6 protein-coding genes and 2 tRNA genes are annotated in these 8056 nt (G+C 60.4%); 1 reads left to right on the top strand and 7 read right to left on the bottom strand.

Translation table 11 applies throughout. The features are described 5' to 3' along the window. Window positions 1-29: 29 nt before the first annotated feature. Window positions 30-104: transfer RNA gene (locus AWT75_RS17145), tRNA-Glu, on the bottom strand. A gap of 6 nt (window positions 105-110) precedes the next feature. Then, a tRNA-Arg gene (locus AWT75_RS17140) sits at window positions 111-188 on the bottom strand. Between the two features lie 256 nt (window positions 189-444). Between AWT75_RS17140 and AWT75_RS17135 the strand changes: the two genes are divergently transcribed. After that, entirely contained in the window at window positions 445-1842 is a 1398-nt protein-coding gene (locus AWT75_RS17135) for an exonuclease domain-containing protein (RefSeq protein WP_062790702.1), read from the top strand. Between the two features lie 12 nt (window positions 1843-1854). Here AWT75_RS17135 and AWT75_RS17130 read toward each other — a convergent pair whose 3' ends face one another. From AWT75_RS17130 to flhA, 5 genes are all read right to left on the bottom strand, one after another. After that, window positions 1855-2604, bottom strand: a complete 750-nt coding sequence (locus tag AWT75_RS17130; RefSeq protein WP_045845595.1) for a flagellar motor protein — start codon at window positions 2602-2604, stop codon at window positions 1855-1857. A 231-nt stretch (window positions 2605-2835) separates the two neighbouring features. Continuing rightward, entirely contained in the window at window positions 2836-3582 is a 747-nt protein-coding gene (locus AWT75_RS17125; protein WP_045845596.1) for an RNA polymerase sigma factor FliA, read from the bottom strand. Beyond that, window positions 3579-4448 carry a MinD/ParA family ATP-binding protein gene (locus AWT75_RS17120; RefSeq protein ID WP_062790711.1) on the bottom strand — a complete coding sequence of 290 codons (870 nt, stop codon included), beginning with the start codon at window positions 4446-4448 and terminating at the stop codon, window positions 3579-3581. Before AWT75_RS17120 ends, AWT75_RS17125 begins: the two co-directional genes overlap by 4 nt. Before the next feature lie 8 nt (window positions 4449-4456). Further along, the gene (flhF, locus tag AWT75_RS17115) at window positions 4457-5962 is read right to left on the bottom strand and encodes a flagellar biosynthesis GTPase FlhF (protein WP_062790700.1); all 1506 of its coding nucleotides are present in this window, start codon (window positions 5960-5962) and stop codon (window positions 4457-4459) included. Window positions 5963-5968: 6 nt separating this feature from the next. Beyond that, window positions 5969-8053 carry a flagellar biosynthesis protein FlhA gene (gene flhA / locus AWT75_RS17110; protein ID WP_062790698.1) on the bottom strand — a complete coding sequence of 695 codons (2085 nt, stop codon included), beginning with the start codon at window positions 8051-8053 and terminating at the stop codon, window positions 5969-5971. Window positions 8054-8056: the final 3 nt, after the last annotated feature.

Genomic DNA, 8056 nt, shown 5'->3' with positions numbered 1-8056 from the left:
TACTCTATCCAACTGAGCTACGGGTGCACTGGCGTCCCCACGGGGAATCGAACCCCGGCTACCGCCGTGAAAGGGCGGTGTTCTAACCGCTAAACTATAGGGACGTGTAGTGGTGCACCCGGTAGCGATTCGAACGCCCGACCCTTTGGTTCGTAGCCAAATACTCTATCCAACTGAGCTACGGGTGCACTGCCTCGCAAGACGTTTTGTCTTTCGAGAGGGCGAACTATACCGATACGGTTTTTTAGTGTCAACACTTTTGCAGCAATTTTTTTTCCGGACTGATCGGGCGGCTTGGCGACACTGTTGCAGGCAACACAGCAAAACCACGATGGCTGCATCGGCAAGCGGTGGGGGCAGTGTTAAGATGGCGCGCTTACCCGCCATGTTGCAGCCGGTTGATACCGGCTGTCCGCGCTTTGATGATTATTCCGACGAGATTGCATGCTGTTTGATATTCCCTGGGCGATTGTCGACCTTGAAACCACCGGTGGCCATATCGGCCGCGACCGCATTACCGAAATCGGCCTGATCCTGCTGGATGGCGAGCGGCAGCAGCGTTATCAGACCCTGGTCAATCCCTTGCAGCCGATTCCGCCCTTCATCGAAAACATGACCGGCATCAGCAATGCCATGGTGGAAGCTGCCGCGCCGTTCAGTGCCATTGCGGCCGATTTGCTGCCCATGCTGCAAGGGCGTTTGCTGCTGGCGCATAACGTCCGTTTTGACTATGGCTTCTTGCGCAACGAGTTCCGTCGTGTCGGGCTGCGTTTGCAAAACGCCACGCTGTGCACGGTCAAGTTGTCGCGTCGTTTGTACCCCCAGCATTTCAAGCACAATCTGGACAGCATCATCCAGCGCCATGGCTTGCAACTGCCAGACCGGCACCGGGCGATGGCGGATGCCGAAGCCTTGTTGCTGTTCCTGCAGGCAGCCTGCGCAGAACTGGGCGAGGCGGCAGTAAAGGAAGCCATCCAGCATGTATTGGCCCAGCCCGAACTGCCGCCCGGTGTGGATGCGGCATTGGTGGATGACCTGCCCGACCTGCCTGGGGTCTATACCCTGTGGGGCGAGGCTGACCAGGCCTTGTACGTGGGACGTGCCAGCAATGTGCGCGCCAAGGTGGTGTCGCAACTGGCGCAGGATGGCAAATTCGGCAAGCAGCCGGTGATTGGCCGCACGGTAACGCGCATCAGCTGTCAGGAGACGATAGGGGATCTGGGCGCGGCCTTGCTGGAACAGCAGCTCATGCGGCAGCTCAAGCCGTTTTACAACCACCGCAGCCGTCTGGCCAGCGAGGTGTGCTCCATCCAGCTGGATCATGCGCAAGGCGAATTCCTGCGGCCGATGATAGTCATGGCCGAGCAGCTGGATTTCAGCCGTACCGCCGATTTGTATGGCTTGTTCCGCAGCCCGAAAGAAGCGCGCAAGGCGCTGGCTGACATTGCCAATGGTCATGCCCTGTGCCAGTCGGTACTGGGGGTGGAAACGGTGACCACGCGCAAGGGTGCGGGCTGCGTGGCGTTGAAAGGCGGGCGCTGCCGGGGAGCCTGTGTCGGGCGCGAAGCCGCGCCGTCACACAATATGCGCTTGTTGCAGGCCTTGACGCGCTTGCGGATCAAGGCGTGGGAGTTTCCCGGCCCGCTGGCGGTAGTGGAAACCGATGAAGTGACCGGCAGTGCCATTGAGCATGTGTTCGATCAATGGTGCTATCTGGGCTCGCGCCCGGCTGGGGAGAGCAGCTTGCAGGGCAGTCCGTGCTTTGACATCGATACCTACAAGCTGCTGGATGCCTATCTGAAAAAGCCCAATCCCAACAGCAGCTTGCGTTTGTTGTCCTAGACGCGGGCTGGCTTATTCGTGCATGGCCTGGAAGCCGCGCAAGCGGCTTTCGATGATGCGCGGGTTTTCGCCATTGGCGATCGCCACCAGGCCTTCCACCACCATTTCCTTCATGGCGATTTCCGCTGCCACCAGGTGCTTGAGCTTGTTGGCCACCGGCAGGAAAAACAGGTTGGCCGAGCCTACGCCATACACGGTGGCGACAAAGGCCACGGCAATGCCGGCACCCAGCTTGGACGGGTCGGACAGGTTTTCCATCACGTGAATCAGGCCCAGCACCGCGCCCAGAATACCCATGGTGGGCGAGTAACCGCCAGCGGATTCCCACACTCTGGCCGCCTGTTTGCGGGCGTGTTCGAACATGCCGATTTCCACTTCCATCACGCCGCGCAGTACTTCCGGTTCGGCTCCGTCCACTACCATTTGCAGGGCCTTCTTGGTGAAGGGGTCCTTTTGCTGGGCGACATAGCCTTCCAGTGATAGCAGGCCGCCACGGCGGGCAGTCTGGCTCCAGTTTACCACTTCACGGATCAGTTTTTCATTGTCTTGCGGCGGCGGCTGGAAAATCCACTTGAGCATGCGGATGCCGGCGACAAACTGGCGCGGGGTGCTTTGCAGCATGACGGCGCTCATGGTGCCGCCAATCACGATCATGAAGGCCGTCAGTTGCAGCAGGGAGCCGATATTGCCCCCTTCCAGTGCCTGGCCGGCGATGATGGCCGTCAGGCCCATGACAATGGCAATGATGCTGATCTTGTCCACGCTTGATTCCGTTATCGTTGTCTGTGCAAGCAGATGGCTTTACAGCCATTTCAGGCTGCTGACAAAGTTATTTGGTGCGATTGTACTGGACCCGGCAAAGCCGGGCCTTCTGACTAACTGCTTGATTTTGCAGCCCTTCCATCTATTCCCCATCCCCCCGCCCTTTCCCTGAAAGGGAGCCTCGCTTTCCTTTCAGAAAGCGAGAATGGGTGTCAAGAGTCCGCGTCTGCATTACAGCCATTCCTTCATTTTGGCCCGGATACGGGCGATCGCCTGGGTGTGCAGCTGGCAGACACGGGATTCGGACACCTCCAGCACCGCACCGATTTCCTTCAGGTTCAGCTCTTGCTCGTAGTACAGCGCCATCACAAGTTGATCCCGTTCCGGCAGGGTCTTGATGGCATCCACCAGTGCCTGGCGGAAATCCCCGTCAGCCAGCACCTGCAAGGGATTGGGCGCATTGCTGTCTTCGATGTTGGCAATGGCGTCATTCAGGGTTTCGCCTTCGCCATCGGAAAAGTCTTCAAAGTGCACCAGGCTCAGGCCTTTGCAGTCACCCAGCATGCTTTGGTAATCATCCAGCTCCACACCCAGCGCTTCGGCAATTTCCGATTCCAGCGGCGCGCGGCCCAGTTGCTGTTCCAGTTTGTTGATGCTGTCTTCAATCTGTCGTGCCTGACGGCGGGCCTGACGCGGCAGCCAGTCTTCGCGGCGCAGTTCGTCCAGCATGGCCCCACGGATGCGCTGGCTGGCAAAGGTTTCAAACTGCACGCCTTGCAGCGGGTCGAATTGCCGCGCGGCATCAATCAGGCCGATGATGCCCACTTGCACCAGATCGTCCATTTCAACGGAAGCCGGCAGGCGCGCCATCAGCATGCCCGCCAGTTTCTTTACCAGCGGCAGGTGTTGCTGCACGTCGATTTCCGGGGTGGTAACAGCCGCGGCATAGCCTTTGCGGCGCAAGGACGGCAATGTCATCGTCGTTTGGCTCCATCGGCTTCGGCCCAGTCGCGCGAAGTGGCAATCAGCATGTCCATGAAACCGGTATCGTGACGCTCTGTCTCCGGGCTATCCCATTGTGGCAACACGGCAGCCAGCTGGGCAAAGGCTGCGGCGGCCTCGCTGTCGGGAAAAGCTTCCATCAGTGGCCGGCGCAATGCCTGGCTGCGGCGCACGGCGTTGTCGGCCGGCACAAAACCGACCCAGCGCAGCGAGACGCTGAGAAATTCGCTGGTGACGGCGGCAAGGCGGTTGAACAGGTCACGCGCTTCTTCCAGATGGCGGGCGCGATTGACCAGCACATTGAAGCGCTGGCGGCCAAAGCCACTGGAAAGACGCTTGATGTTGGCGTAGGCGGTGGTCATGGAGTCGGCCGCCGGGCTGAGCACCAGCACCAGATTGTCCGCCACGCTGGCCGGGACAGGATCGGTAGCGGTAACAGGCACGTCTATCATCAGCACGCTGCTGTCGCGTTCCAGGGCGGCAAACTCGCTGCCCAGTCTCAGCCATAGCTGGGCAGAAAACAGTGCGCGTTCTTCCGGGCGGGCATACAGGTTGATCAACTGGATGCCCTGGCGCGAGGTGGTCATCATTTCATCCAGCCCGCCCACGCTCACCATCTGGCTTTCCAGCGTGGCGGTGGTGGGGGTGCCCAGACGGCGCGCCTGCACCTGACCCAGGCTGCAGTCCACCACCAGCGGGCGATGCCCGGCATAAGCCAGGCCCAGTGACAACTCGGTCACCAGTGTGCTGGCACCGGCCTTGTCCGAACCGATGAAGGCGTAGCTTGGCGCGCGGCTGGACTGGGCAGTCAGACGGCGCAGGCTGGCGGCCTGGTCGTGCATGGCACCATTCATAACCAGCTGGCCTGTGCGGAGTTCATGATGGGCAGTTCATCACCCTGCAGGCTGAACGGTGAGCCCGGCTGCGGCGCGCGCAAGGCCCGGTCCACCAGGAAGGCGGCATTGGCCGAGTGCAGGTCTTCCGGCACACGCTGGCCATTGGTGATGTAAAACAGCTTGAGGCGGTTGCGGATGATGACATCCATGCTGGGCCCCATGCTGACCGCTTCGTCGATCTTGGACAGGATGCAGCCGGCCAGGCCGTTGCCACGGTAGTGGCGCACCACGTCTTCCAGCGTGTGGCCGTCGGCATTGGCAGCCAGCAGCAGCAGGCGTTCCACCTGGCGGCCTGCGCCACGGAACATCTCGATCTGGCCGGTCACGCGCGCATCACGCTGGCTCATGCCGACGGTGTCGATGAATACCAGGTGGCGGTTGGACAGGTCGGCCAGGGTCAGCTGCAGGTCACCTTCGTTCTGGATGGAAAACACCGGAATGCCGAGAATCTTGCCGTAGATACGCAGTTGGTCCTGCGCGCCAATCCGGTAGCTGTCGGTGGTGATCAGCGCCACATGCTGTGCACCGAAACGCATGGTGGCATGCGCGGCCAGCTTGGCCACCGTAGTGGTTTTGCCCACGCCGGTGGGGCCTACCAGAGCATACACGCCACCCTTGTCCATGATGTCGTGATTGGCATCGGCGCATTTCAGATTGTGCATCAACGCCGAGCGTGCCCATTTGATGGCGATGTCACCTTCATACTGGGCCGGCATTTTTTCAATCAACTGGCGGATGAGGTTGGCAGAGAAGCCCATTGCCAGCAGATGCTTGAACAGCTCGATGCGGTTGGGGGTCTTGCCTTCCATGTCCGACCAGGCAAAGCTGGCCAGCTGGCTTTGCAACAGGCTGCGCAGCAACTTGATTTCATCGCCGATCTGCTTGAGCTCCTGCGCCATCATTTCCGGCTCTTCTTCGGCCTGGGCTGGCGCCGCCTTGCTGCGTGGTGGTACGGCGCTGCCATTGCTGGCCGGGCCGGCAGCCACGGTCTGCATCTTCACCAGTGATTCGGGCACGATGCTGGCCGGCGTGGGCCGTGCCGGAGGTGGCGTTTGCGGGCTGACGTTGAAATTGACAGCCGATGTGTCGGCCAGCGAAGGCTCGATACGTTGCTGCGGGCGCGGCGGTGGAGTGTCGATGCGGGGTGGGGCAGGGCTTTCCAGCGGCTCTACCGGCATGGCATAGGTACGGGCAATGGCGCGGTTGGTCGCACCGGCAGCTGGTGTCGGTGGCGCAACCGGACGGCTTACCGCCGGCGCATTGCGGGCCGGGTGCTTGCTGCCGGGGGTGGACAGATTGGTGGCCAGGTTGGCGACGTCTGCATCCGCCACGGCCATGATCTCTACGCCGCCCCCCATTGTCGGGCGATTGGACAAGATGAGGGCGTCGGCACCCAGTTCCTCGCGGACCTGTCTGAGTGCATCACGTGTGGTTTTTCCGAAGAATTTTTTTACCACCATTGTTTATCAGCCCTTGCTTCCCCCAATTACCGCAATTATACGAATGGATTTATTGTCAGGTACTTCATTATGCGAGATCACACGCAGTTGTGGGAGTGCTCTTCTCAAGAATCGTGCCAACAAGGGACGTAAACCCGGTGGCGTAAGCAATACCGGATTGTAACCTTGAATTTCCACCTGCTCGGCCTGTTGTGCTGCACTGGAGAGCAGGTTTTCCGCCAGTCCGGGTTCCAGCCCGCCACCGGTTTTGGAATTGACCGCCTGCGACAGTACGTTTTCCAGCGCCGGGTCCAGCGTCATCAAGGGCAATTCGGTTTCGCCCGGGAACAGTTGCTGCACGATCACCCGTGCCAGCGCAGTGCGCACCGCCGAGGTCAGGTCGTCCACATCCTGGGTGGTGCTGATATGGTCGGCCAGCGTTTCCAGAATGGTGCGGAAGTCGCGGATGTGAATGCCATCGGTAAGCAGCTGCTGCAATACCTTCTGCAAAATGCCGATGGGAACAATCTTGGGCACCAGGTCTTCCACCAGCTTGGGCGACTCCTTGGCCTGGTGGTCGATCAGCGCCTGGACTTCCTCGCGGCCCAGCAGTTCTGCTGCGTGGGTTTGCAGCAGGTTGGAAATATGCGTGGCCACCACGGTGCTGGAGTCCACCACGGTGTAGCCCATTTGCTGGGCTTCCTCGCGTCGGGCGGCATCAATCCATACCGCGGGCAGGCCGAAGGCCGGGTCGGTGGTGGGGGTGCCGGGCATGGTGCCATTCACCCGGCCTGGGTTGATGGCCAGGTACTGACCGATATAGGCCTCGCCCTGACCGACTTCTACGCCTTTGAGCAGGATACGGTAGGCGTTGGGCTTGATTTCCAGATTGTCGCGAATGTGTACTGCAGGCACCAGAAAGCCCAGTTCCTGGGCGATTTTCTTGCGGATGCCGCGAATACGGCGTAGCAGTTCGCCATCCTGGGTACGGTCTACCAGCGGAATCAGGCGGTAGCCTACTTCCAGCCCCAGTGCATCCACATGCTGCACGTCGTTCCAGCTGACTTCGGCCATGGGCTGGTCGGGCGGGGCAGCCGCCTGTGCCTGCTGCTGGCTGGCCTGCACGGCAGCGGCTTTTTCCTTCTTGTCCATGGTCCAGCCCAGAAAACCCAGCAGGCTGGCAATCAGCAGGAAGGAGAAGTGCGGCATGTTGGGAATCAGCCCGATCATGCCAATGACCGCCGCGGTGATGTACAGCACTTGCGGCTTGGCAAACAGCTGGCCGAAGAACTGCTCCGACATGTCCTTGTCGGTGCCCACGCGCGACACCACGATACCGGCGGCGGTGGAGATGATCAGCGCCGGAATCTGGGCAACCAGGCCGTCACCGATGGTGAGCAGGGTGTAAGTCTTGGCAGCGGTGCCTGCGTCCAGATCGTGTTGCACCACACCGACGATCAGGCCGCCGACAATATTGATGATGATGATCATGATGCCAGCCATGGCATCGCCGCGCACGAATTTGGAAGCACCGTCCATGGAACCGAAGAAGTTGGCTTCCTCGGCAATGGTGGAGCGGCGCTTGCGTGCTTCGTCTTCGCCGATCAGGCCGGCGTTCAGGTCGGCGTCAATCGCCATCTGCTTGCCGGGCATGGCATCCAGGGTGAAGCGGGCCGACACTTCGGCAATCCGCCCGGCACCCTTGGTGATCACCACGAAGTTGATGATGGTAATGATGACGAAGACGACGATACCAATGGCAACGTTGTCGCCGATCAGGAAGTGGGCAAAGGATTCGATCACCTTGCCGGCAGCATCCGGGCCGCTGTGGCCTTCCAGCAGGATCACCCGGCTGGACGCCACGTTTAGCGACAGGCGCAGCAGGGTGGTGATCAGCAGCACCGAGGGGAAGGAGGAAAAGTCCAGCGGCTTGCGGACATTGATGCCCACCAGCAGCACGATCACCGACACCGCAATGTTGAAGGTAAAGAACATGTCCAGCAGCACCGGCGGCAACGGCAATACCATCATCGACAAAATGAGGATGATGAGAATAGGGCCGGCCAGCTTGGTGACGTTGAACTGCTTCAACAGGGTGAGGAAATTATCCATCCG

Source organism: Aquitalea pelogenes (assembly GCF_001515305.1).
Taxonomy (GTDB): Bacteria; Pseudomonadota; Gammaproteobacteria; order Burkholderiales; family Chromobacteriaceae; genus Aquitalea; species Aquitalea pelogenes.
This window is presented reverse-complemented; position numbering and strand designations above follow the sequence as displayed.

What these genes read in the sequence shown, in the direction of transcription:
- AWT75_RS17135 (WP_062790702.1), top strand. Translation starts at nt 445, where the DNA reads ATGCTGTTTGATATTCCCTGGGCGATTGTCGACCTTGAAACCACCGGT.
- AWT75_RS17125 (WP_045845596.1), bottom strand. Translation starts at nt 3,582, where the DNA reads ATGACATTGCCGTCCTTGCGCCGCAAAGGCTATGCCGCGGCTGTTACC.
- AWT75_RS17120 (WP_062790711.1), bottom strand. Translation starts at nt 4,448, where the DNA reads ATGCACGACCAGGCCGCCAGCCTGCGCCGTCTGACTGCCCAGTCCAGC.
- flhF (WP_062790700.1), bottom strand. Translation starts at nt 5,962, where the DNA reads ATGGTGGTAAAAAAATTCTTCGGAAAAACCACACGTGATGCACTCAGA.
- flhA (WP_062790698.1), bottom strand. Translation starts at nt 8,053, where the DNA reads ATGGATAATTTCCTCACCCTGTTGAAGCAGTTCAACGTCACCAAGCTG.